This is a genomic window from Pseudidiomarina atlantica, assembly GCF_000753735.1.
GTDB classification, from domain to species: domain Bacteria; phylum Pseudomonadota; class Gammaproteobacteria; order Enterobacterales; family Alteromonadaceae; genus Pseudidiomarina; species Pseudidiomarina atlantica.
In genome coordinates, this window is the sequence record NZ_JPIN01000008.1 from 124,059 (window position 1) to 146,472 (window position 22,414).

Consider the following 22,414-nt stretch of genomic DNA (forward strand, 5'->3'; position numbering starts at 1 on the left):
CATGTTACCGACTACGCTCACCGTCGCCCTAGCCGTTCTCTATATTGCGTTGCTTTACAGCATCGCTTACCGCGGCGAGCGTAAACCAGCGCATCAAATCAAACCCTATCGCTATGCTCTGGCCCAAGGCATTCACTGCACCACTTGGGCTTTTTACGGCACCATCACCCAGTCCGCTTATTATGGTTGGTCGATGGCCCCAACCTATGTCGGTGCCATCATCGTTTTTCTGTTTGCCCATCGCGTGCAAATGCGCCTGCTCAATGCCTGCAAACAGCAAAACTTAACCTCAATTGCTGATGTTATCAGTCATCGCTATGGCAAATCACAGGGGCTCTCGATTGCCGTCGCAGTGCTTGCGCTGATCGGCATTGTGCCCTATATCGCGCTACAACTGCGCGCGGTTACAGGCAGTTTCGCGGTGGTGACCGGGCTAGCCGATCGCCCTTTGCCATGGTTCGGCGATGTTGCTGCGTTGGTCGCGCTCGCCATGACCGGTTTTGCTATTTTGTTCGGGACCCGCCGCTTGAGTTTGGCTGAGCAACACTCAGGCTTAATGGACGCCGTTGCTTTTGAATCGGTGGTAAAACTCGGTGCCTTCATGTTGGTCGGGGTGTTTGTCACTTACGGTATGTTCGATGGTATGGGTGACTTAGTCGTACAGGCGAGTAATGAGCCACGCATCGCCGCAGTATTGCAAGGTCAGCCCAGTGGCTATTTCGTGTATATCACCCACATTCTGCTGGGCGCGATTTCGATGTTCTGCTTGCCGCGCCAATTCCATGTTAGTTACATCGAAAATACGGACCCAGAAGAGCTACGCACGGCACGCTGGGCATTCCCCCTGTATTTATTCGCCATCAACTTGTTTATTTTGCCTATCGCGCTGGCTGGCCTACTTTTGGTTCCCGCTGCGGCGAGCCAAGATACTTTTATGCTGCAGCTGCTGCTGTTGGCCGAGCAACCAGCCATTACCGCGGTGGCCTTTATTGGCGGTCTCGCTTCTGCAACCAGCATGGTGATTATCGCAACATTGGCGTTGAGTATTATGATGTCGAACGATGTCATCATGCCCATGTGGCTGCAATTAACGCGTCGCCGCCTGCGTAAGCTCAGTTTTACCCCCAGTAAAATTTTAACCATTCGACGCACGACAATTGCCACTATTATTGCTCTCGCCTTTGGCTTCCACAAACTCACCGAAGCGAACTTGCCCTTAGTCAACGCTGGCCTGCTATCGTTGGCACTATTGGCACAGTTGGCGCCGGCATTGCTGGGCGGTTTGGTGTGGCGCCGCGGTAATTTTGCCGGTGCAGTGATGGGCTTGGGTATCGGTACTGTGATGTGGGTTTGGTTGTTATTTTGGCCCTCCATTGCCAAACATCAACAATTGCTCGACGTCGACCTCGCCAGCGGTGTGTTGCTGAGTCTTGGGGCAAATTTGGTGCTCTATATCTTAGGTTCTTGGTGGTTGCCCAATCGCGCTATTGAAAATCATGGCCGTTGGCTCAATTCACTCGAGACCAACAATGCGGTGCAGCAACCTATTAGTTGGGGGCGGCTGCGCCAAGTACTGGCACGGTTTTTTGATAGTGTCGAAATTGAGCGACTGCAACAGCGCTCGCAACTCGATTTAATGAGCGCCGCCAACGATGACTGGGTCCCCACCCACATTGTCTTGCGCGTTGAACGGGAACTTGCCGCCGTGATTGGTAGTTCCGCCAGTCGAATTCTGCTCGATGCCATCACCTCGCAACCCGACCTGCCTATTGCCCAAGTGGTTAACTGGGCAACCCAAGCCTCACAGTTGTATCAATTCAATCGCGAACTGCTACAAGCATCGGTGGAGAACATTCCGCAGGGGATTAGTGTGGTCGACCAAGATCTGCGGCTGGTAGCATGGAACCAAAGGTACGAGGCTATTTTTCATTACCCGCAAGGTTTTTTACAAGCAGGTATGCCGGTCGCGGACTTGTTGCGCTATAACGCTCAGCGAGGACTGATTGGGGATGGACAACCGGCAGATTATGAGGCCGAAATCACCAAACGCTTAAATTATCTGCGCTCCGGCAGTGCCTACCGCTATCAGCGCCAACAGGGCGAACTTCATATCGAACTACAAGGAGCACCGATGCCTGGCGGTGGCTTCGTCACTACGTACACCGACATTACCGAACTGGTACAGGCACAACAGCAACTCGAAGAAATCAATCGTGAACTCGAACAACGTGTTGCCGATCGTACACAACAGCTGCTTGCCGCCAAACAAGCCGAAGAACGCGCACACCAGAGTAAATCACGATTTTTCGCCGCGGTCAGTCACGATTTAATGCAGCCGTTCAATGCCGCCACTTTATTTTGTGACATGCTCAAACAGCGGCTTGAAGGTGAGCAAGGGCTGCTCGCTCGACAAATCCAACAATCACTGCAAAACGCCGAAGAACTGCTGACCATGTTGCTCGATATGACCCGTCTTGAAGCTGGTAACTTACCGGTCAATAAACAAGTCGTGGCACTGAATGACGTGTTGCGACCAGTGGTAGAAGCGCAGCAGGTCATTGCTGCCGATAAAGGGTTACAGATCGATTTTGTGCCATGCTCAGCGCAGGTATATACCGATCGTAAATTGCTCAGTCGAATGTTGCAGAATCTCTTATCTAATGCTGTGCGCTATACCCAGCGCGGCAAAATTTTGGTCGGCTGCCGCCGTCGCGGACAACAAGTTGAACTCTTTGTTATCGATACCGGCAAGGGCATTCCGAGTGATCAGTTACAGGCCATCTTCGAAGAGTTCCATCAAGTGAGTCCGCAAGGCGATAACCCTGGCATCGGGCTGGGTCTTGCCATTGTCGATCGGTTAAGCAAGCTACTCGAGATTCCACTCAATGTCACTTCACAAGTTGGTCGCGGCACGCGTTTTAGCTTGCGCTTACCGGTGCGTCATTGGCAAGCCAAGCGCGAGCAGCTGTCGCTTAGCAACACCAAAGCCAATGATCATTTTCTGCAGGGCAAACGGATTTGGCTCATCGATAACGATCCCGGTATGCTCAGCGCAGTACAACAACTGCTCAGCGGCTGGGGTGCTGAGGTGGTAACGGCAAGTGAGCGCAGTGACTTTCAACAATATTTAACCACAGCACAACCTGATCTATTGATTCTGGATTACCACTTAGATGCGCAAGATACCGGTATTGCAGTGCTGCATTGGTTACGTGACCAACTCACTGCGCCGCAGCTAGCTGCTATTATCATTTCGGCTGACCCAGATGAAGAATTACGCGAGCAAGCGATTGCAGCGGCTGCTGGCTTCACGCCGAAACCACTCAAACCGGCTGCTTTACGGCGACTGTTAAAACGCTACTTAAATTAGCTGTGCTCACCGTCGTCCGGCACACTAAGCATTTGCTTAAAGATAATTCCTGCTTGGGTTCTATTGGTGACTTCTAATTTGCGCAAAATCGCCGATACATGCTGTTTGATGGTGGTTTCTTGCACGTTAAGTTCATAGGCAATCTGCTTATTCAACAAGCCATCAGCTAGGCATTCCAACACGCGATATTGTTGCGGTGTCAATAACTCCAAACGCGCCGCGAAATCATGTGCGCCAGATGGCGTTTCCGCGCGCACGGCATCGGTCAAATGGGCGGGCAACCAAGTATCGCCAGCAAGCACGGTGTGGATTGCCTGCTGCAGTTCCGCTAACGGCATCGACTTTGGAATGTAAGCACTAGCGCCGAAGGCCATAGCCTGCCGAATCACCGCCAGTTGTTCGTTGGCTGACACCACTACCACTAACACGTCCGGATAGCGACTGCGCAACGACGTCAGTGCGGTTAGGCCTTTATTACCTGGCATCGATAAATCAAGTAGAACTAACTCAAGCTGCGGTTGCTGGTCGAGCACCTGTAGCAGTTGTTCGAAACTTGCCGCTTCTTCAATATCAGTGGAGAGCGTTTCGGCTAACGCTTGTTTGAGCGCGGCACGAAAAAGGGGATGATCATCTGCAATTACTGCGCGAGCCATAGGGATCTGTGTTGTTGAAATAGGTGCAACCATGCTAGCGCGTCCAGAGTAAAAAGTCAGCGATTGCGCGCAGTTCACACGCAATCGCTGAGGATGTGAGGAGTTAGAACTTATACCCCACAGTCAGGGAGACAGTACGTGGGTCGCCATAGTAGGCCACCACTGCGTCATCGCCGAAGGTTGGACCGAAGTTATAACCACCTACGCGGTACTCTTCGTCGGTAAGGTTTTTACCGTGTAAACCTACGCTCCATTGACCACTGTTTGAATACCACATTAGGCTGGTATTCAACAAACCGTAGCTATCTTGGTCCAGCGGTGATGGTGCTTCAAACATTTGCGTATCATCGCGGAACGCATAGTTACCACTCCACACCAATTGGCCATTAGCAAGGTCAAAGGTTTGGTTAAAACCAATGTTGTAAGTCAATTCAGGTGTGTTCTGGAATGACCAAGCATCGGTAACATCGGTAGTTTCACCAGTCGCTGGCTCGGTATAAACAACCGCATCAAATTCAGCATCGATGTAACCCAGCATCGCGGTAAAATTCAAGCTATCCGTTGCCGCAAATACAGTCTCTACTTCGAAGCCTTTTACGGTTGATTCACCCGCGTTTAGAACCTGTGATGAAATACCAGCTTCCACAACGCGCTGCACGGTAACCTGCATGTCGGTGTAGTCAGAGAAGAACACCGCACTATTTAAACGCATGCGACCATCGAGCAGCTCTGATTTCATGCCGAACTCAAAGGTGTCGACTACTTCTGGATCGTACGGCTCATCAATCGTTGGGTTCAACGACTTGTCGGCGCGCATGTCTACACCACCAGATTTAAAGCCATTGCTGTAGCTACCATAGAACATCAGGTCGTCGTTAACCTGATAATTCAATGCCACATGCGGCGAGAAGCGTGACCAGTCACCGCCACTAGTAAACTCAGAGTTGACCGCAAATGGTGTGCCAAACTCTGCACGCACTTGGGCAGGATCATAAGGCGTTGCAAGCCCGGCACGATTGATGTAGTGCACACCTAAGTAGGTGTAACGGAACACGTCCGCTTCTTTTTCGTCCTTGGTGTAGCGCCCGCCAAGTGTCAAGGTCCAGTCATCGTTGAGTTCATAGTTACCTTGGCCATACACCGCTAAGCTGTCGGTCTGCACGCAGCCACCGTTATCAACGGTTACGCCACCAAAGGCAGCAAGGTAGAGCGGTAATACCGTACCAAACACACCACAAGCTTCACCGTCGTAGTAATAAACGCCACCAACGAAGTCAAAATTATCATTGTTGGTGTAGCTTAATTGAAACTCTTGCGTGAATTGCTCATCTTCATAAATCGCCGGCACCATGAAAATCGGCTCGCCGGTTGAGTTAAAGTCGATGTTGGTGTCGGTGTAACCTTCACGCTGCGCGGTAATCGATTTAAAACCCCAGTTGGCATCAATATCCCAATTGAAAGTCAGAGACATACCTTCAGTTTCAACAATGTTGGCAACCGGCATGGCCGTATTGGAATCATAAACATTGTCGTACGGTTCTTGCCCCGTGACCGCTGAAGCTAACAAACGATGTCCGCCTTTGGAATTGGATTCGTCTTCGGTATTGTCGTACGAGAACTTCAGATCCATATCGTCATTGATCAGCCATTTTGCCGATAGACGATAGGTCATAAGGTCTTTGTTATAGTTTTCTTCACCGGTATTGCGGTATTCGCCAAAGCCATCGCGTTGTAAGGTTGCAACGGCGGCACCCACGAAGAAGTTATCACTTAACGCAGTTTGACCAGAGATTTTCAGGTCACGCTGATTAAAGCTACCAACAGTCCCCTGAATCGCGAGTTCGTCATACCCAGTTAATTCTTTCGTAACGTATTTCAACGCACCACCGATGGTGTTTTTGCCATACAGTGTTCCTTGTGGGCCACGAAGGACCTCAATGCGTTCAATATCAAAGACTTCCAGCACTGCACCTTGCGGACGAGCAACATAAACATCATCGATATAAACACCAACGCCCGGCTCAAAACCCCACAGCGGGTCCTGTTGGCCAACGCCACGGATATAAGCTGTAAGTGTTGAGTTGGTGCCACGGCTGACTTGAATGGTCGCGTTCGGAATTCGTTGCTGTAATTCGGTAATATCTTCAGCACCGATGCTGTCGAGATCGCCTGCTCCAAACGAAGAGACCGATACAGGTACTTCTTGCAGACTTTCAGTTTTACGACGAGCGGTTACCTCGATACGCTCGAGGCCTTCCATCTCGTTTTCTTCGTTATTCTGTTGGTCCTGCGCGTAAGCAGGCAAGCTCACTACTGAGGCAATAGCTAATGCGAGTAATGAATGGCGAAACTTGGGTTGACTCATGGTGTCATTCTCCCGGTTACTGTTATTGTTAGATTTGTAGCATCGTTACCCTAGCCTAAAGTCGCGCATTTGTATTCTGTACGTTAGTACTATGTAATTTCTAGCGTGACTCACGCATGATGTTGCCATCGCTTAAAGCCAAAATAATAAAAAGAGGTAATCCATGTTAAGCATGATCGGACTTATTGGCGGCTTGGTGCTGCTGATTGTGCTCACACTCCGTGGCATGAACTTATTCATCAGCGCGCCTTTATGTGCTGTCGTTGTTGCCCTCACTAGTGGCGTGCCACTGTTTCAAGGCGAGGTTAATTTTGTCAGTGCCTACATGGATGGCTTCGCCAGCTTTGTCGCAGCCTGGTTCTTTATGTTCTTACTCGGCTCATTGTTCGGTAAGTTTATGGAGGATACCGGCGCAGCTGATAGCGTTGCCGATTGGATTATCTCGAAACTCGGTAAGAAGCAAGCGGTACTCGCGGTTGTTTTGGCATGTGCGATTCTGACCTATGGCGGTGTAAGCGTATTCGTTGTCGCATTTTCGGTGTATCCGATGGCGTTGTCGCTCTTTAAAGATGCAAACTTGCCACGGCGCTTTATCCCTGCTGCTTTAGCATTTGGCTCGGTGACCTTCACTATGACCTCAGCGGGTTCTCCCGAAATTCAAAATTGGATCCCGATCCAATATTTAGGCACCTCACCCTACGCGGCTTGGGAAGTTTCATTAGTCGTCGCCGTACTGATGTTTATTATCGGTTACTGGTGGCTCACCAAAATGATCAAAAAAGCCGTCGACCGCGGCGAAAAATTCGATAATCGCGCTGGTGACCCGCAACTGGTGGAACGTGACCTGCCCTCGCCTTTCAGTGGCTTAATTCCGTTGCTGGTGGTATTGACCCTAAGCTTTTTATTCCACCAAGAGTTAAAACAGAACGCCCTGATAATTGCCTTAAGTGGTGGTGTTATTGCTATCGCCATTATTAATTTTCGGCACTTTCAAAATATGTCCAAAGCCATTAGCGAGGCCTCTACCGGAGCACTGATTGCCATCGGTAATACTTCTGCGGTGGTTGGTTTCGGCAGTATTGCGAAAGTCACGCCAGCCTTCGCGGAAGCAGTCACGGCGATGACCAGTTTACCTGGCAACGAACTGATTGGTGCGGCAGTTGCGGTCAGTGTCATTGCGGGGCTGACGGGGTCAGCTTCAGGCGGCCAAGCGATTGCCCTACCCGAGATAGGACCGCATTATCTGGACCAAGGCGTCAATCCTGACCAGTTGCACCGCATTGTCGCGATTTCGTCCGGTGCACTGGATTCATTGCCGCACAATGGCTATGTGGTGACTACCATCCGCGCTATCTGTAACGAGACACACCAAGCCGCCTACTGGCCAGTAGCCGCGGTCACCGTGGTCGTGCCTTTCATTGGTTTGAGTGTGGCTATTGCCTTGTTTAATTTATTTTAAGAGACGTTAGGGCTGTAACGATGTTTGCGACCACCGAAGAAAACCAACCTAAGCTCGCCGGCGCTATGCAGGCGAGCCAACTGCTCATTATTGATTTGCTCAAGCACGCGGTGCGCCGGCATCCGCAACAACAAATTGTCAGTCGCCGGATTGAAGGCGATATACACCGCTACAGCTACGCCGAGTGTTATCAGCGCAGCTGTCAACTTGCTCACAGCCTCGACAAACTTGGCGTGCAGCCAGGTGACCGCGTGGCAACGCTGGCATGGAATACTTACCGGCACATGGAACTCTATTACGCCGTAAGCGGTATCGGTGCGGTGCTGCATACGGTCAACCCACGCTTATTTGCCGAACAGATCGAATGGATCTTGAATGATGCGCAGGCGCAATGGTTGTTTGTCGACGCTTGTTTTGCCGAGTTGGCGGCCAGTGTGGTCGATCAAGTGCCACAATTGCGTGGCGTGATTGTGCTTGCCGATAACAAAGCTGAAGTGCTCGCTAAGTGCCAGCCCAAACTTTATGCTTACGAGCAACTTTTGTATGCGCAGCCGACAGCCTATGATTGGCCAGCCCTGCACGAGGATAGTGCCGCTCTACTCTGCTATACATCGGGCACCACCGGACACCCTAAAGGCGTACTCAGCTCGCATCGCGCCATGGTGCTGCACGCGCAGGCGACGGCAAGTGCTGAATTACTCGATTTGCGCGCTGATACCGTGCTCATGCCAATGGTTGCCATGTATCATGCTGGCGCTTGGGGTGCGCCTTATGCTGCACCACTCGCCGGCTGCAAACTGGTGTTGCCGGGTAGCGGCATGTCAGGGCCGGCGATGTATGAACTTATCGATAGCGAGCACGTGACCGTTGGTCTTGGTGTACCCACTATCTGGTTGACTTTGCACAATTATTTACACGAAGCCGCACGACAGGTGCCAACTCTGGAGCGAGTTTGCGTCGGCGGTGCCGCCTCGCCGCTGGGCTTAGTGAAGATTTTCGATGAGCATTATGACGTGTATTGGCAGCCCATTTGGGGCATGACCGAGACGGGCCCCCTAGCTTGCTCAGCGCCACCGGAACCGAGTTTGATGGCACTACCTAAGGAGCAACGTTATGCCATACAAACCACCGCTGGGCGCGCCTGCTTTGGCGTTGCCATGCAAATCGTCGATGCTAGTGGCAACCCACTACCGCATGATGGTAACACCAGCGGGGAATTGCGTGTTCGCGGCCCGTGGATTGCCAGTAGCTACTTCCAACGCGACGACCCTGACACCTTTGCCGATGGTTGGTTGGCGACCGGCGACATCGCTGTGATAGATCCGAACGGCTACATGAAAGTGGTTGACCGTAAAAAAGACGTGATTAAAAGCGGCGGTGAATGGATTAGCTCACTTGATATCGAGAATATCAGTAGCCAGCACCCCGCAGTGAATGAGAGCTGTGTGATTGGCGTAAAGCATCCGAAATGGGATGAACGCCCACTGTTGCTGATTGTTCGCAACAAAGGCACTACAGTCGAGAAAGCCGATATTTACGACTTTCTTGAAGGTAAGATAGCCAAGTGGTGGATGCCCGACGATATTATATTTGTTAGCGAACTGCCGCACACCGGCACCGGCAAACTAGTCAAAAATGAGCTGCGCAAGCACTATCAGAACTATTTAATTGAGGCGTCAAAAGACGCATAAATGGAGTTAGTTATGCAACGTTATCTCGTGTTTATCCTCTTGCTGCTTGGCACCGGCTTCAGTAGTGCTTGCAGTGCCTGGCAAACCGCAGAACCTGCGCCATTGTTGGTCGAAAAACAATCGTTCACGTTTGAGAATTACACCACTGTGAGCGGTCAAACAATTCCTGAGGTCACCGTGGGCTGGGAGAGCTATGGCGAACTGAATGAAGCAAAAGATAATGTGATTCTGATCACCCACTTCTTTTCCGGCAACAGTCATGCGGCCGGCAAGTATAGCGCCGACGATCCATTACCAGGGTATTGGGATAGCATCATCGGTCCGGGCAAAGCCATCGACACCAACAAGTACTTTGTCATCAGCTCCGATACACTGGTCAACGCCTTTCCTCACGATCCGAATGTGATCACGACTGGACCTGCCAGCATCAATCCAGTGACTGGCAAGCCTTATGGTTTGGATTTCCCAGTGGTAACCATTCGTGATTTCGTCAACGTGCAAGAGCGCTTGTTGGCGAGCTTAGGTATTCAGCAACTGCATGCCGTGGTAGGCGCTTCAATGGGTTCGCTACAAGCACTGGAATGGGCCGTTGCTTATCCAGATAAGGTTGAGCGCATGGTGTCAGTGATTGGTGCCGGTGCCATGGATGCCTGGACTATCATGGCATTGGAACATTGGGCGCGGCCGATCCGCAACGACCCGAACTGGAACAATGGTGATTATTACGACGACGATGCCCCGCTAACGGGCGTGACTAGCACCTTAGCGATGATCACCCAACAGGCGATGCATCCGATCATCATGAATATGCGCGCGCCAAAACCTGAGGTCATGCCAGCAGCGATGTTAGAGAGCGTCACCAACAGTTCACCGGTACTTGACTATTTGTTCGCCAATTCCGCAGTGCGCGCACCACTCGCTGATGCTAATCACTTGCTGTACTTAGTTCGCGCCAACCAGCTGTTTGTGGCCGGTCATGAAGAAAGCCTCGCAAACGGCATGGCCAAAGTACAAGCAAAAACGCTGTTTTTGCCTGCAAGTAACGACTTGTTGTTGCAACCCTACCTTGCACAACAAGCAGTAGCAGCTTTGCAGGAACAAGGACAAGAGCCGCAATACGAAGAGATCGAGGGCGTTTGGGGGCACTTAGATGGGTTGTTTAGTATCGGCAGCAAAGCTGAAACACTGAAAACCTTTATTGAATCTGAATAGCCTGTGAAGTAAAGAAAACCGAGGCGAAAGCCTCGGTTTTTTATTTAATTACTGCCCAAAATGCCTTTCAGCCGGTCTTTCACTTTATCTTCCAACTGGTCTTGTAACTGCGCTTCTAATAGCTTTTGTAGCCGCACTTGACGATTCTCGGCATCACCAAGCAAGCTGGTTAATTCACCCAATTCATCTTGGTACTCGTTGACGAATCCGTCTGATTGCGAGCTCAAGCGCTGCCGTAATTCGCCCAGCTCACCTTCAGCAGCATCAAGCGCCGCGTTTTTCAGAGCTCGCCCAAGTTGTCGGTCTAAATCGGAACGCAGCGAAAAGTCGGGCTCAAACAATGCGCCTTTAATATCGGCATTAATATCGAGTCGTTGCAGCGTTTCCAGCGCTTCTGCGATCACCTGCGCCCATTGATTCTCGGCGTTCGCTTCGATCGCCATATCTGCTAAGCGTAAAATCGCGGTGCCGTCGAACTGGCTATCTCGTAATGCCACATTGCCTTCACTATCGAGTAACGCAGATACCAATGTCGCCGCTAGTTCGCTACGTTCACTCAGCGCGGTTTGTGCCAGATTCACGCCTTGCACTAGCCATTGCTGGCGCGCATCGATGCCCGATGCAGTAAGCGCTAACTCACCATTCAACTGCAATACGTTCCATAATTCGTTATTTTCACCACGCGCACGAAACGTAGTCGGTTGGCCTAGCTGTTCATGTTGATGGGTGATGTTTTCCCAGTTCACATCCAGCACAGTTGGCCCGATGGCAAATTCAGTGCGAGCTTGTTTGATCAAGAAGTCAGGTGGTGCATCGGCATCGGTAAAGGAGAACCAAATACCTTCACCACGTGGCGGTTTGACGACAGTTTCATCAGCCGAACGCTGCAACATTGGCGCCAGCTGATTGTAAGCGAGTAGCATATAATCCGCCCAGCGTTGCGCTTGCTCACCAAACAGCACCGAAGTGATTTCGCTCAAGCCTTGGCTGTTCAGCTGCATCAGTTCGCCAACACGATCCAAATCTTGTTGCGGCGCAGTTTTGACGTTTTCCATTTGTACTTTCAAATCGTCAACCGCGGTACCCACCACTTGTTTGAACTCTTCTAGAGCCTCTTGGTCAGCGCGAAACTGTTCTTTCAAACGTTCAAATTGCTCGCGCCGCTCGGCTAACTGTTGCGGGGTACTGACATCACCTTCGCCCAACGCTTTTATTTGTTGCTCATACTCGGCAAGTGCCTCTTTAGATGGCAGCTTGGACAACACATCCTCGACCCGTTGCTTTTGCGTGGTAAAACTCTCACGAGCAGATGCAATTGCAGCAGGAGTGCGTAGGTCGACACGCTCCATGACCTCGTCTAACGAAGGCATTGCGAGTTGTAGCTGCTCCATACCCGCACCAAAATAGCCTTCTAACTGTGACTTGTCAGGGACTTGATAGACTTCACCGGCGCTGTCGCGCTGGGTATGCACACGAATGCCAGTACTGACCACATCTTCAAAGTGCAGACGCCCAAGGATGAGCTGTTCCCAATTGACCACGCCCGTTGCTTCGCCGACAGCCACACGGTTGTATTCAGGTTGCGCAGGGTCCGTTACTTGAATATCGGTAATTTTAACGGTGAGTGGCACCCATTCGTGCTCAACTGAGCCAATATTTACCTCGGCACCATTTAATGTTCCTAAGCTGCGCTCCAACGACCATTTCAAGATCGTATCGAGTAACAACCAAGAAAACGCAGCAATAAGCGCGACGATTACGATGAACGCAACCAGCCCAGGCCAACGAAAAGCACTACGACGGACAGTATGCTGTTCCATATTATGAACCTCTTAATTCCGTATAAATTGCCCAAAAGCGATTAGCCTTCATTGCTTGTACGATGCGTAGGCGATTGAACCAAGCTTGGATGCGTTTGCGATACTGACTGACGATCCAGAAACTCACCAACGCTAAAACGGGAGCGAAAGCGATACTCAACACCAAACTGCCGAGCGTGATCGTGTGATGGAACTGCACCACGCGCCAAAATGCCGATTCGTACATGCTTTGCCACACCGGCTGCCAGCTTTCGGCAGACAAAATGGCAAAACCAACGCTGTGGAATACTGGGTCCAGTAAGTAAGCAATTCCTGAACAGATGACAAAGCTCAACATAAAGCCCGACAAGTTCACGCGGAACAATAATGCGATGAGCAAAATCAGCAGGTTATGCACACGCCAGAGCGGCGTAAAACCCATGATCATACCTAACACAAAGGCGATAGCGAGCGCCCAAGCACCTGATTCCGAATTCAACGCTCGCAGCAAACGAGCCAACAACGTGAGCATCCTCATTCTCCTTGCCCTATGTTTTGTTAAAAGCATAGCGTAATGCGCTAGATCTGCTACCCTTTTTTGGTAAAGCTAAACGAAAATTTTGCTTGTGTTTTCGTAAATTTAGCCGTAAATATGCGCGCAAATTTCTTTTGGAGTTCTCATGCAAAACGCTGCTCTCGTCATCCTTGATGACATCACGGATTGGCAACCCTATTACCCAAGCCAAGCCACTGTCACTGCTAGTGAATACTTACTGCAGCAAAACAGTAATACCCGCGCACAAATTCTTAATCTGTGTGGCGACCTCAGCTATCTATCTACCGGCTACTATGTCAGTTTGCTCGCCGAGGCACGTGGTCAACGAGTGATGCCATCGGTCACCACCATTAACGACTTAGCGAATTTCTCGCACTACCAGTTGTTATTGCCGGCGAATACCGACAAACAAATCAATAAATACCTTGGTCAACAAGGTCAACAAGAACCTCATCGCGTATTGATTTGTTTCGGCCAAAGCGAACATCCGCAACTAAGCGGCTTTGCACGACAGATTTTTGATCGTTATCCATGCCCTATTTTATGGGTCGAGTTTAGCTATCAAGGCCGCTGGTTTATTCAACGGCTTTACGCTGGGCAGTTAACGGAACTGAATGACGCTCAGCAAACACTGTTTGGCGAAGCCCTCGATAGCTTCAGTAAGCGTGTGTGGCGCAAGGCGCGGTCACCGAAAGAGTACCGCTATGACTTGGCGATTTTGCATGATCCTAACGAGCCGATTCCAACCAGCGATAAAAAAGCGCTGCAACGGTTTATTAAAGCTGCTCGCGACGCCGATATCGACGCCGAACTCATTACCGCAGACGACTACAATCGCTTGTTGGAATACGATGCATTGTTCATTCGTGAGACAACACGGATCAACCATTACACCTATCACTTCGCGAAAAAAGCCGAAGCCAATGGCATGGTAGTGATTGATGCGCCACACTCGATTTTACAATGTGCCAACAAGGTGTTTTTGAAAGAGTTGCTCGATAAGCACAAGATACCGACGCCGCGCACGGAACTCCTGTTGAGCCAACAGGACATTGATTTTGAAGCAATTGGCGAGCGCATGGGCTACCCAGTAGTGTTGAAGATTCCTGACGGGTCGTTTTCTATCGGCGTCGAAAAAGCGGAGACTATCGACGAACTTCAGGCGATCGCCGCCGAACTTTTCAAAAAATCGACGATTTTATTAGCGCAGGAATTTGTCCGTACCGATTTTGATTGGCGTATTGGCGTGCTGAATAACCGGCCGATTTACGCCTGTAAATATTTGATGGCACGTAACCATTGGCAGATCTATAACCACGCTAGCGCTAGTAGTCGCGGCAAGTCAGGTGGTTTTGAGACCGTCGGCGTACATCAGGTGCCAAAAGAAGTAGTGAAAACCGCTTTGCAAGCGACACGGTTAATCGGCGACGGTCTTTATGGTGTCGACATGAAGGTAACGCACAAAGGCCCGGTGATCATTGAAATCAATGACAACCCGTCGATTGACTCGGGCGTTGAAGATTTGCTGCTGGGCGATGAGCTTTATCACATCATCATGCGCGACTTTGCCCGCCGACTGGACGAAAAATAATGGCACTGAAAGTGCAGCGTGCGACTGAACACGATCTCAATGAACTGGTCGCACTTGAGGCTGCAACGTTCGATTACAGCCAGATGGGGCGCCGCAGCTTTCAACGCTTGTTGAAAGCCCATAGCGCCCATGTGTTCGTCTGTAGAGAGCAAGGGCAACTGCTTGGCTACAGTCTGTTGTTAACACGCAGCAATAGTAAGATTTGGCGGTTGTACTCGATTGCAGTTGCTGCTGCTGCGCGTGGTAAAGGCGTCGGTAAGCTACTACTTGAACACGCCATTCAACAGGCCACCGAACAGCAGGCAAGAGCCCTATCGCTAGAAGTCAAAACCGATAATAAAGCGGCGATCGAGCTTTATCGCCGCTATGACTTTGAAGTGGTTGATGTGTTGCCAGAGTACTATCCAGACGGTATCGATGGCTATCGGATGCGGCTCAGCTTGCGCTAGCTGCATACCAAACCCGGTCACCCTGATCTCGATAACGCGCCAGCAATTCTTGAATCGGTTCGGGTTCAACGTTGATTCCGCGCTCACGCAAGTAAGTCTCGCTATAGAGCTTGCTCGCCGAGCGCTCACCCAGATCACAAGCGAAGGTCACGATGGTTTTACCCGGTCCATGCAGTAGCGCCGCTTGTAACGCACCGGCAAGATTCAAGCTTGAGCTACTGCCCAGCACGATGCCCTCTTGATCACGCACAAACCGCGACAAGCTGACGAGATCTTGATCAGGTAGATTAACTGCCGCATCAATTTTCGCTTGTTTAAAGTTCTCAACCAAACGCATGATACCGATGCCTTCGGTAAATGAACTGCCTTTACTCACGTACTCACCCTGCTTGAGGTAGCTGTAGATACCTGACCCATCTGGATCGGCCAACCAGACTTGGACGTTTTCATTGCGCTCTTTGAGGTACATGGAGTTACCTGCGATAGTGCCGCCAGTACCCGCAACGGATACTAAGATATCGATGGCACCCTCGGTTTGCTGCCAAATCTCAGGGCCGGTGCCAAGGTAGTGCGCACGTGCATTGCTGGTGTTCTCGAATTGGTTCGCCCACCAGCAGTCATCGCGTTGCTCGGCAATACGCCGCGCCGTGTGGTAAAAGTGATTGTCATTTTTAAACGGCACCGGGTCGACGGTTTTCAGCTCCGCACCGTGCAATCGAATCATGCGCTCTTTTTCCGGAGTTTGATCGTTTGGCATCACCGCCAGCATCTTCAGGCCCAGTGCCCGCGCAACCACCGCCAGGCCAATTCCGGTATTTCCTGCAGTGCCCTCGACCACCGTCATTCCAGGCTGTAACTCGCCGCTCGCTAAGGCGTCTTGGATCATTTGATAGGCCGCGCGATCTTTAATTGAACCACCGGGGTTTTGTGACTCTAACTTCAGCCAGATATCACAGCCGGTAAGCTCTGATAATGAGCGCACGCGGATCATATCCGTTTGCCCAATCAAATCTGTGGAACGCTGCGCTACTCGCATGCTGTACTCCTTACTTAGTTGTCATTGACCTGCTGATAAGCTGCGCCCGTGCACAACCATCGTTCATCGCACCCAGCGCCAGCGGTTTGCTCGCAACCTTGCAACACCACAGTGTCGGCTTGGCGTTCGGCGGCAGCAAGTTTGAGCTGCAGTAATGCGGCATTATGTGACGCCGGACCACCGCTTAATTGGCTGCTGCACGACTCCCCAACCACTTCACCAACCGCGTTATAGCGCACATCGGTTCGCGTCAGTTCATACGGTTTTACGAAGCGAACTTGATCAGCTTGCGCTAGTTGTTCGGCACTGAAGCCCGCGGGAACACTTGTACAACCGCTGAGCAGAGCAGTGCATCCAAACAGCGCTGAGAGTATGCTTGTCTTCAATTTATTCATCTGTTGCCTCATACCTGAGTGTCAGAAAAGCTGACGTGTATCGCAAGCTAAAGTTTAGAACGAATCGAACTAAGCTAGTAGTACCCTGCGGCAGTCGGCGAAATTCTCTAGTTTAGCTACACTTATGAGAAAAAAGGAGCCGATGTATGCGATCACAAGCCTATGTTGAGAATTTACTGAGTGAAGCCGATGTTATCATCAATGGTGCACGGCCGTGGGATATTCAAGTACATGATGCGCAACTCTACGCGCAGACTCTGGCGCGCGGTAATCTAGGTTTGGGCGAAGCCTACATGCGTGGCTGGTGGGATTGTGAACAGCTGGATGAATTCTTCCACCGCGTGCTCCGCGCTAATCTCGGTGCGCACATTCAACCCGCGCGATTTTTCTGGCATCACCTGAAAGCACGACTGCTGAACTTGCAAGCAGGCAAACGCGCTTGGCAAGTTGGCCAGCATCACTACGACAAGGGCAATGACCTGTATCAAGCCATGCTCGATGAGCGCATGGTCTACACCTGCGGCTATTGGCAGCAGGCTGATAATCTGGCGGATGCCCAACGCGATAAACTCGAGCTGATTTGCCGCAAATTACAGTTGCAACCGGGTATGCGTGTACTTGATATCGGCTGCGGCTGGGGCAGCTTTATGAAATATGCAGCGGAGAATTACGGTGTGCGCTGCGTTGGCGTAACGGTCTCCGAGGCACAAGTCGAACTCGGTAAGCGTCTGTGCGAAGGTCTTCCCGTTGAATTCCGTTTACAAGATTATCGTGCGCTCAATGAGCCCTTCGATGCAGTTGTCAGTATCGGCATGTTCGAACATGTTGGGCAGAAGAATTACCGCACCTTCATGCGAGTGGTGGAACGCTGTTTGCAACGTGATGGCTTGTTTTTATTACACACCATTGGCCGTAATCGAGATGTCCGCGGCACCGACCCATGGATCAACAAATACATCTTCCCAAATGGCGAGCTACCCTGCTTAGCACACATCGACCGTGCGTCTCGTGATTTATTCTGTGCTGAAGATGTGCATAATTTTGGTGCTGATTATGATACGACTTTACTGGCGTGGTGGCAGAACTTTGAGCGCAATTGGCCACAACTTAAAACCAGTTATGACGAAACTTTTTATCGGATGTGGCGTTACTATTTGCTGTCCTGTGCCGGTGCTTTTCGGGCCCGTGACTTGCAACTGTGGCAGTGGGTCTTTAGCAAGCCAGGGTTGAGCGGCGGTTACCACCGCCCCACCCTAGCGCATCACTAAAGTTCGCCATTAAAATCTTTCATAAAAATTTGCCAGGTGGCCATAAATAACGCGGCCACCAATGGCCCAATAACGAATCCATTGATGCCAAATAACGAGATACCACCAATAGTTGAGAACAGCACCACATAGTCCGGCAGTTTGGTATCACGGCCCACCAAAATTGGGCGCAGCACGTTATCGGCCAAGCCAATGACGATGGCGCCATAGCCGAGCAGTACGGTTGCACTTATCCACGAACCTGTCGCGTACAAATAGATACAGACAGGGAACCAAATAATCGCAGCGCCTACAGCAGGAATCAGTGATAAGAAGGCCATCACCACCCCCCACAACAACGGCCCAGGAATATCTAATATCCAGAAAATAATGCCCCCCAACGTACCCTGCACAATAGCAACCACAAGATTGCCTTTGACCGTTGCCCGGGTTACTTCAGCGAATTTCTGGAACAAGGCATGCTCACGTTCATCACCTAATGGTAGAGCTTTAACAATCAGTTGAATCAAATGGCTGCCGTCGCGCAGTAAGAAGAACGTAAGATACATCATGAGCGCGAGACTAATCAGGAAGCTAAAGGTGTTCTGGCCAATGGAAAAAGTCTCTTTTGCTAGAAACTGCGTTGCAGCTACCAGACTTTGCGAGATGCGTTCCTTTAAATTATTAGTGTCAATGCCAAATTCGACTAACAGCTGGTCAAGCCATGGAAAAGCTTCGCGCAACTGTTGCAGTATCTGCCGAGGGTCAATTTCACCGGCTTCAACGCGTTGGTAGAACTGCACGCCCTCGCTGACAAACGCCATACTCAAGAAAATAACGGGAATCACCACAATCGCCATACAGGTAAGCAGCGTGATAGCTGCTGCAGTATTAGGTTTTTCGCCGATCTTCCCAAGCACCCAGCGATGCATAGGCGCAAAAATAACGGTCACCGCACAAGCCCAAAAGATAGCGCCCCAGAACGGCTCTAAGATGAAACCAAATGCGATGCTGACCAGTATCAATAAGATTAAAAACGAGCGCTGCTCCAATTTATCGCGCATGAGTTTTCCTTTTGGTTATTTTTCTATTTATAGTAGACAGCAAAACAGTATAGTGACAGTAAGCACAACACGGAACAACACTATGAAAACAATAACTGACCATTTAGCGGGTTATGCCGCTTACCATCGCGACCGCCGTAATATTGCCACCCATTTGGTGGGTATTCCGATGATTGTCATCGCACTACAAATTCTACTCTCTCGCCCGTTGTGGGAAATGGGTGCATGGTTTATCACGCCAGCACTAGTGGTCGCCATTTTAGCAGCAGTGTTTTATCTGGCATTGGACCGTCCACTCGGTCTTTTAATGGCGATTTTATTAGCCTTAACCGTATTGCTTGGCAATCAAGTAGCCGCTCTTTCGACCGCTGTTTGGCTGAGCTGGGGCATCGGTCTATTTGTCGTAGGTTGGGTATTTCAATTCATCGGGCATTATTACGAGGGCAAAAAGCCTGCGTTTGTCGACGACATTATGGGACTTGCCGTTGGACCTTTGTTCGTGGTTGCGGAAGTTGTCTTTATGCTCGGCCTAAAACGTGATTTACACCAAGCCATCGAGGCGCGATTTCAACAATGAAGTTCAATTTCACTAGTTTAATTGCGGCAGCTCTGCTCACCGCCCCAACTGTTGCTAACGAACTCGTCAGTCCCAATGTGAGCTATAACAGCGTCACCGAATTGTCGGTCTCGGAGCACTACACTACCTTCACTTACGGTGATGACCCGTTACAGTTCGTCGAGCATTGGCCAGCCGTCAATGCCGATGCAATGGCGCCTTTAGTCGTTTTCATTCATGGCGGTTGCTGGCTCAACGCCTACGACATCGCCCATACGCGACCAGCAGCGCAGGCACTCGCCCAAGCAGGCTATGAAGTTGCGAGCATCGAGTACCGGCGTACCGGTGACGAAGGCGGCGGTTGGCCGGGTACCTTTAAAGATATTTTCCAAGCACTGCTGGTGACCTTGACGCGACCAACGTTGCAAGCGAGCGAACGTGAAGTGGTGGTAATGGGGCACAGCGCTGGTGGACATTTAGCCATTCTTGCTGGACAGGCCCTCGCAAAAGAGGTTGACCACGTTGTTGGGCTTGCAGCCATTACTGACTTGACCTCTTATGCAGCCGGTGAATCGGGTTGTGAGCAGGCGGCGGCGAGCTTTATGGCAAACGCTGAAGCCGCAGATTGGCAACAAGCCGACCCCGCACAGCAAGAGTTTTCCGTAGCTATCACCTTGTTACAAGGCACTGCCGATAGCATTGTACCGCTACGACAAGCTGAAGCCTTGGCTGACCAAGCCGAGATCGTTACCGTGCAGGACGCCGGACATTTCGATTGGGTGCATCCACATTCACACGCTTGGCAACGTCTTCTCCAAACTCTTGAGCAGTTAACGTTATGAGTACCATTGATTTTAGCGCGCTGGATGCATTAGACCAGCGCGACCCTTTGGCTGACAAACGCCAACTTTTCGTCATTCCTGAAGATACTGTTTATTTAGACGGAAACTCGTTAGGACTGTTAACCCATGCGACCCAACAACGCGTGGCTGAAGTGACGCGCCAGCAATGGGGTCAAGATGCCATCAGTAGTTGGAATAAACACCAATGGGTCCACTTACCGCGCCTCGTTGGCGATAAACTGGCGCCCATTATTGGTGCAGCAACAGGTCAGGTGATCTGTTGTGACTCGATTTCAGTGAATCTGTTCAAAGCCCTTAGCGCGGCGTTGCACCTGCAACGCCAGCGTGGCGAACAGCAGCGTACTAAAGTCATCTCGACGCGCGATAACTTCCCCACCGACTTGTACATGGTGCAAGGACTGGAACAGCTACTCGGCGCGCAACACTGCCATTTGCAAATGGTCGAAGAAGCTGACTTACTAACCGCTGCGGAGGATCTGTTTGATGCTGAAACCGCCATCTTGTTAGTGACCGAAGTGAATTTTCGTAGCGGTCGGCGGTTGCCAGTCGCGGAGCTTATCCGTAAAGCCCATGCCGCAGGCGTGTTGGTCATCGTCGATTTAGCGCACAGTGCGGGGGCTATGCCGGTACGACTCGACGAATGGCAAGCCGATTTTGCGGTGGGCTGCACCTACAAGTATTTGAATGGTGGACCCGGTGCGCCGGCGTTTGTTTATGTTGCGCAACGGCATCTCGGTCAGTTTGTGCAGCCGCTTGCCGGTTGGTTTGGTCATGCCCAGCCGTTTGCCTTTGAGCCACGCTATGAGCCTGCGCCAGGCATCGAAATCATGCTCAGTGGCACGCCATCAGTACTGGCAATGGCAGCAGTAGATAGCGCGCTAGACGCCTTTGCAGGGGTCGACTTGGCTGTGGTTCGGGAAAAGTCGCTCGCGCTTGCCGAGGCGTTTTTGCAGCAATTGGCAGCAAGTGGCCTTGCCACCGAATTCGAATGCATTTCGCCTGCGGCAGCAGAACGCGGGAGTCAATTAAGCTTTGCTCATCCGCAAGCTTACGCGATATGCCAAGCACTGATTGACGCGAAAGTCGTTGCCGACTTTCGCGCCCCGCATTATTTACGGGTAGGATTCACGCCGCTGTACACGAGCTTCCGTGATATCGGTGTGGCGGTCGAGCAGCTAACCCACATCATGCGTGAGCAAACATACTTGCAACCGCAGTATCAAAAACGCCATGCGGTGACTTAACGCAACACCAATACTGGCGTCGAGCTCTCTTGTAACATGCGCATGGTGGTGCTACCGACTAAGAACTGGCGAATGCGTGAGTGACCAAAGGCGCCCATCACCATAATGTCAATGCCCTGCTCGGTTTGATAACGATGCAGCGCTTGTTCAACGTCGCCGGAAAGTAAAGCCGTTGTTACTTCGTGGCCGCCTTGCTGCAGCTGACGTGCCGCCCAATCGAGGCGCTCACGATTATCAGCGGTATCGGCATCGACCATCACCACATGCAGCGGCATGCCCTTAAACATCGGGCTCTGTGCCAAGAGTTCAATGCCTTTTTTGGTCGTAGTGCTGCCATCGAAAGCCAGCATTGCACTTTTCGGTTCACTGAAGCTATCCGGCGTCAACAATAACGGCCGATGCACTGTGCGGATAACAGTTTCCAAGTGACTTCCTACTTTGTGCAGTTGATTCACTGAATCTTCACCATGCAAACCTAGCACCGCCAGCCGCACATCTTCTTCCATGTCGAGCAGCGTGGTCGCTAACTCACCATGGCGCTGACGCTGATGCACAGTTTCCACGCCCAGTTGCTGAATCTTCTCGGCCGCTTGCTCGAGCACCATGTGGCCGTGTTTAAGTGCAATTTTCGCGCGTTGCTCATCAAGCTCGGCAAGCTGTTCGAGCAAATGCTCACGCGTGCCTAAGCCGATATTGCCAGTGACATCGGTGCTTGCTGCCAATGAGTTGTCCTCAAGCACGTGCAGCAACATTAACGGCGCGCTAAGTTGCTTCGCGGCCCAAGCTGAATAGTCGCATACCGCTGTGTTTGCGGTGGCAGCCTCGATACATCCAATCACGTATGACATGTGTTTCTCCTCAGCT

Annotated in this window: 18 protein-coding genes; 10 read left to right on the forward strand and 8 right to left on the reverse strand. The window is 51.1% G+C overall.

Annotated elements, in window-relative coordinates; translation table 11 throughout:
• Position 1 precedes the first annotated feature (1 nt).
• Positions 2-3,370, forward strand: coding sequence for a PAS domain-containing hybrid sensor histidine kinase/response regulator (locus IDAT_RS08935; RefSeq protein WP_034732961.1), 3,369 nt, complete (start codon positions 2-4; stop codon positions 3,368-3,370).
• On the opposite strand, the gene IDAT_RS08940 is transcribed toward IDAT_RS08935, so the two are convergent.
• Positions 3,367-4,023 carry a response regulator gene (locus IDAT_RS08940; RefSeq protein ID WP_034732963.1) on the reverse strand — a complete coding sequence of 219 codons (657 nt, stop codon included), beginning with the start codon at positions 4,021-4,023 and terminating at the stop codon, positions 3,367-3,369. The two genes, IDAT_RS08935 and IDAT_RS08940, sit on opposite strands and share 4 nt — an antisense overlap.
• 103 nt (positions 4,024-4,126) lie before the next feature.
• Positions 4,127-6,388, reverse strand: a complete 2,262-nt coding sequence (locus IDAT_RS08945) for a TonB-dependent receptor (protein ID WP_034732965.1) — start codon at positions 6,386-6,388, stop codon at positions 4,127-4,129.
• A 163-nt stretch (positions 6,389-6,551) separates the two neighbouring features.
• Here IDAT_RS08945 and IDAT_RS08950 point away from each other — a divergent pair, with 163 nt between their 5' ends.
• From IDAT_RS08950 to IDAT_RS08960, 3 genes are read left to right on the forward strand one after another with little or no spacing between them, the layout of a single operon-like run.
• Positions 6,552-7,847, forward strand: a complete 1,296-nt coding sequence (locus IDAT_RS08950) for a GntP family permease (RefSeq protein WP_034732967.1) — start codon at positions 6,552-6,554, stop codon at positions 7,845-7,847.
• Between the two features lie 20 nt (positions 7,848-7,867).
• A complete protein-coding gene (locus IDAT_RS08955; RefSeq protein WP_244441627.1) occupies positions 7,868-9,538 on the forward strand; it encodes a long-chain fatty acid--CoA ligase in 1,671 nt (556 codons plus the stop codon).
• Positions 9,539-9,550: 12 nt separating this feature from the next.
• Positions 9,551-10,750: an E22 family MetX-like putative esterase gene (locus IDAT_RS08960; protein ID WP_034733136.1), complete on the forward strand. Its 1,200-nt coding sequence runs from the start codon at positions 9,551-9,553 to the stop codon at positions 10,748-10,750.
• Between the two features lie 44 nt (positions 10,751-10,794).
• On the opposite strand, the gene IDAT_RS08965 is transcribed toward IDAT_RS08960, so the two are convergent.
• Positions 10,795-12,570, reverse strand: a complete 1,776-nt coding sequence (locus tag IDAT_RS08965; protein ID WP_034732969.1) for a TIGR03545 family protein — start codon at positions 12,568-12,570, stop codon at positions 10,795-10,797.
• Position 12,571: 1 nt separating this feature from the next.
• Positions 12,572-13,081: a TIGR03546 family protein gene (locus tag IDAT_RS08970; RefSeq protein WP_034732971.1), complete on the reverse strand. Its 510-nt coding sequence runs from the start codon at positions 13,079-13,081 to the stop codon at positions 12,572-12,574.
• A 148-nt stretch (positions 13,082-13,229) separates the two neighbouring features.
• On the opposite strand from IDAT_RS08970, the gene IDAT_RS08975 reads away from it, so the two are divergent.
• Both IDAT_RS08975 and IDAT_RS08980 read left to right on the forward strand, forming a co-directional pair.
• Positions 13,230-14,696, forward strand: coding sequence for a RimK family protein (locus IDAT_RS08975; protein ID WP_034732979.1), 1,467 nt, complete (start codon positions 13,230-13,232; stop codon positions 14,694-14,696).
• Positions 14,696-15,145, forward strand: a complete 450-nt coding sequence (locus IDAT_RS08980) for a GNAT family N-acetyltransferase (protein WP_034732981.1) — start codon at positions 14,696-14,698, stop codon at positions 15,143-15,145. The genes IDAT_RS08975 and IDAT_RS08980 overlap by 1 nt, the downstream gene beginning before the upstream one ends.
• On the opposite strand, the gene IDAT_RS08985 is transcribed toward IDAT_RS08980, so the two are convergent.
• The gene (locus tag IDAT_RS08985) at positions 15,132-16,181 is read right to left on the reverse strand and encodes a cysteine synthase A (protein WP_034732984.1); all 1,050 of its coding nucleotides are present in this window, start codon (positions 16,179-16,181) and stop codon (positions 15,132-15,134) included. The two genes, IDAT_RS08980 and IDAT_RS08985, sit on opposite strands and share 14 nt — an antisense overlap.
• Positions 16,182-16,195: 14 nt before the next feature.
• Positions 16,196-16,576 (reverse strand): Rcs stress response system protein RcsF, encoded by a 381-nt coding sequence (gene rcsF / locus IDAT_RS08990; protein WP_034732986.1) that lies wholly within the window; start codon positions 16,574-16,576, stop codon positions 16,196-16,198.
• 146 nt (positions 16,577-16,722) lie between these two features.
• Between rcsF and cfa the strand changes: the two genes are divergently transcribed.
• On the forward strand, positions 16,723-17,844 hold the full coding sequence (cfa, locus tag IDAT_RS08995) for a cyclopropane fatty acyl phospholipid synthase (RefSeq protein WP_034732988.1): 1,122 nt from the start codon (positions 16,723-16,725) through the stop codon (positions 17,842-17,844).
• Here cfa and IDAT_RS09000 read toward each other — a convergent pair.
• Positions 17,841-18,887, reverse strand: coding sequence for an AI-2E family transporter (locus tag IDAT_RS09000; protein ID WP_034732989.1), 1,047 nt, complete (start codon positions 18,885-18,887; stop codon positions 17,841-17,843). The two genes, cfa and IDAT_RS09000, sit on opposite strands and share 4 nt — an antisense overlap.
• Positions 18,888-18,969: 82 nt before the next feature.
• On the opposite strand from IDAT_RS09000, the gene IDAT_RS09005 reads away from it, so the two are divergent.
• Genes IDAT_RS09005 through kynU form a run of 3 tightly spaced genes read left to right on the forward strand, consistent with a single transcriptional unit; the run spans position 18,970 to position 21,550 of the window.
• Positions 18,970-19,464, forward strand: coding sequence for an Mpo1 family 2-hydroxy fatty acid dioxygenase (locus tag IDAT_RS09005; protein ID WP_034732991.1), 495 nt, complete (start codon positions 18,970-18,972; stop codon positions 19,462-19,464).
• On the forward strand, positions 19,461-20,285 hold the full coding sequence (locus tag IDAT_RS09010) for an alpha/beta hydrolase family protein (RefSeq protein WP_034732992.1): 825 nt from the start codon (positions 19,461-19,463) through the stop codon (positions 20,283-20,285). The genes IDAT_RS09005 and IDAT_RS09010 overlap by 4 nt, the downstream gene beginning before the upstream one ends.
• 5 nt (positions 20,286-20,290) lie before the next feature.
• Complete coding sequence (kynU, locus tag IDAT_RS09015; protein ID WP_034733139.1) at positions 20,291-21,550, forward strand: kynureninase; 1,260 nt, start codon at positions 20,291-20,293, stop codon at positions 21,548-21,550.
• Here kynU and IDAT_RS09020 read toward each other — a convergent pair.
• Positions 21,547-22,398 (reverse strand): universal stress protein, encoded by an 852-nt coding sequence (locus tag IDAT_RS09020; RefSeq protein ID WP_034732993.1) that lies wholly within the window; start codon positions 22,396-22,398, stop codon positions 21,547-21,549. The genes kynU and IDAT_RS09020 overlap by 4 nt on opposite strands.
• Between the last annotated feature and the right edge of the window lie 16 nt (positions 22,399-22,414).

What these genes read in the sequence shown, in the direction of transcription:
- IDAT_RS08935 (WP_034732961.1), top strand. Translation starts at nt 2, where the DNA reads ATGTTACCGACTACGCTCACCGTCGCCCTAGCCGTTCTCTATATTGCG.
- IDAT_RS08940 (WP_034732963.1), bottom strand. Translation starts at nt 4,023, where the DNA reads ATGGCTCGCGCAGTAATTGCAGATGATCATCCCCTTTTTCGTGCCGCG.
- IDAT_RS08945 (WP_034732965.1), bottom strand. Translation starts at nt 6,388, where the DNA reads ATGAGTCAACCCAAGTTTCGCCATTCATTACTCGCATTAGCTATTGCC.
- IDAT_RS08950 (WP_034732967.1), top strand. Translation starts at nt 6,552, where the DNA reads ATGTTAAGCATGATCGGACTTATTGGCGGCTTGGTGCTGCTGATTGTG.
- IDAT_RS08955 (WP_244441627.1), top strand. Translation starts at nt 7,868, where the DNA reads ATGTTTGCGACCACCGAAGAAAACCAACCTAAGCTCGCCGGCGCTATG.
- IDAT_RS08960 (WP_034733136.1), top strand. Translation starts at nt 9,551, where the DNA reads ATGCAACGTTATCTCGTGTTTATCCTCTTGCTGCTTGGCACCGGCTTC.
- IDAT_RS08965 (WP_034732969.1), bottom strand. Translation starts at nt 12,570, where the DNA reads ATGGAACAGCATACTGTCCGTCGTAGTGCTTTTCGTTGGCCTGGGCTG.
- IDAT_RS08970 (WP_034732971.1), bottom strand. Translation starts at nt 13,081, where the DNA reads ATGCTCACGTTGTTGGCTCGTTTGCTGCGAGCGTTGAATTCGGAATCA.
- IDAT_RS08975 (WP_034732979.1), top strand. Translation starts at nt 13,230, where the DNA reads ATGCAAAACGCTGCTCTCGTCATCCTTGATGACATCACGGATTGGCAA.
- IDAT_RS08980 (WP_034732981.1), top strand. Translation starts at nt 14,696, where the DNA reads ATGGCACTGAAAGTGCAGCGTGCGACTGAACACGATCTCAATGAACTG.
- IDAT_RS08985 (WP_034732984.1), bottom strand. Translation starts at nt 16,181, where the DNA reads ATGCGAGTAGCGCAGCGTTCCACAGATTTGATTGGGCAAACGGATATG.
- rcsF (WP_034732986.1), bottom strand. Translation starts at nt 16,576, where the DNA reads ATGAATAAATTGAAGACAAGCATACTCTCAGCGCTGTTTGGATGCACT.
- cfa (WP_034732988.1), top strand. Translation starts at nt 16,723, where the DNA reads ATGCGATCACAAGCCTATGTTGAGAATTTACTGAGTGAAGCCGATGTT.
- IDAT_RS09000 (WP_034732989.1), bottom strand. Translation starts at nt 18,887, where the DNA reads ATGCGCGATAAATTGGAGCAGCGCTCGTTTTTAATCTTATTGATACTG.
- IDAT_RS09005 (WP_034732991.1), top strand. Translation starts at nt 18,970, where the DNA reads ATGAAAACAATAACTGACCATTTAGCGGGTTATGCCGCTTACCATCGC.
- IDAT_RS09010 (WP_034732992.1), top strand. Translation starts at nt 19,461, where the DNA reads ATGAAGTTCAATTTCACTAGTTTAATTGCGGCAGCTCTGCTCACCGCC.
- IDAT_RS09020 (WP_034732993.1), bottom strand. Translation starts at nt 22,398, where the DNA reads ATGTCATACGTGATTGGATGTATCGAGGCTGCCACCGCAAACACAGCG.